Origin of the sequence: Bacteroides cellulosilyticus DSM 14838 (assembly GCF_000158035.1) — a bacterium.
Lineage (GTDB): Bacteria > Bacteroidota > Bacteroidia > Bacteroidales > Bacteroidaceae > Bacteroides > Bacteroides cellulosilyticus.
Map to the genome: position 1 here is coordinate 1 of NZ_EQ973503.1, position 1,172 is coordinate 1,172.

Consider the following 1,172-nt stretch of genomic DNA (forward strand, 5'->3'; position numbering starts at 1 on the left):
GACGCGTGGAAATGGTCTCTGTGAAGCTGCCTATTTTCTTGGATACGAAATCCTGCACCGCATTAAACTGGGGAGCAAAATGCTTCATGAAATCCTCACTTGCAGCATAATCTTTCATATCCGTCAAAGCACCGTCAATATGCTTCTCTATGACTTTTCCTTTTCGAAGTTTCAAAGTTACATCTGCGTTTGCCACAACAATTCCCTTGCTTGCGGGATCCATAATCAAGACAGAATCTCCGGCTATATTTTTAATCTTCTTCAATTCACGGGCATGATCGTGTCCCATCAGGACGATATCGAATCCGGGAACGTTACGAGCTACTTCTACAGAAGCATTTTCACGATACTTACCGCCCATCAGCAATGCATCCTGTCCGGCATGGAAAATACCGATCACCAGATCAGGCTTCTCTTTTTCCCGGATAATCTTCATCCATTTGCGAGCCGTTTCTTCCATATCATCAAAGCGCAGTCCTTTCCATAAGTTCTCCGACAACCATACAGGAATAGCAGGAGTAATCATACCCAACACTACGATCTTCACGCCATCTCGCTCCAATACTTCATAAGGTTTGAAATGAGTCTTTCCCGTAGCCGTATCAATAATATTAGCGCCTAAAATGGGAAACTTGCAGTCGTCTGCCCAACGGTCGAACACGGCACGTCCGGTCTCCACATCATGATTACCCATATTGCCAGTATTATACTGCATATAGTTCAACACTTCAGCTGCCAGATGCGGAGAAACAGTGTCAATATAATTGTAATAATAGGCACAAGGCTGGCCTTGCAGAATATCCCCGTTATCTAATAAAAGCAGGTTATCTTTATAGACTTCGCGCTCTTTCTGCACAAAAGCATGTATGCGCGCCAAACTTCCTCCAGCTTCATGGCGAAGTATGAAATCATAAGGATAATAGTTCCCATGTATATCACTGGTCTCTACTATTTTCAGCTTTACGATCTTATCCTGAGCTGATACAGCTACTATCAGGAGGAATATCCACCCTAAAAAAAAGGAAACTCTCTTCATAGTTATTAGTTATTTCTTTGGTTGTTCGATGTCTAATGGATGTGTAAATACAAATCTTGCCCCATCCGTATATCCCGGATCCACCCAGATCTCTCCTCCCCACTTCTCTACGGTCAACTTACAGATGGAAAGTCCC

Annotated in this window: 2 protein-coding genes; both read right to left on the minus strand. The window is 43.3% G+C overall.

Features of this window, described 5'->3' with window-relative positions; all coding sequences use genetic code 11:
• Positions 1–1,036: metallophosphoesterase (locus BACCELL_RS25340; protein ID WP_007215039.1), on the minus strand; the 1,036-nt coding region annotated here is incomplete at its 3' end.
• Positions 1,037–1,045: 9 nt separating this feature from the next.
• A partial coding sequence (locus BACCELL_RS27575) for an ATP-binding protein (protein WP_007215040.1) occupies positions 1,046–1,172 on the minus strand: 127 nt, incomplete at its 5' end.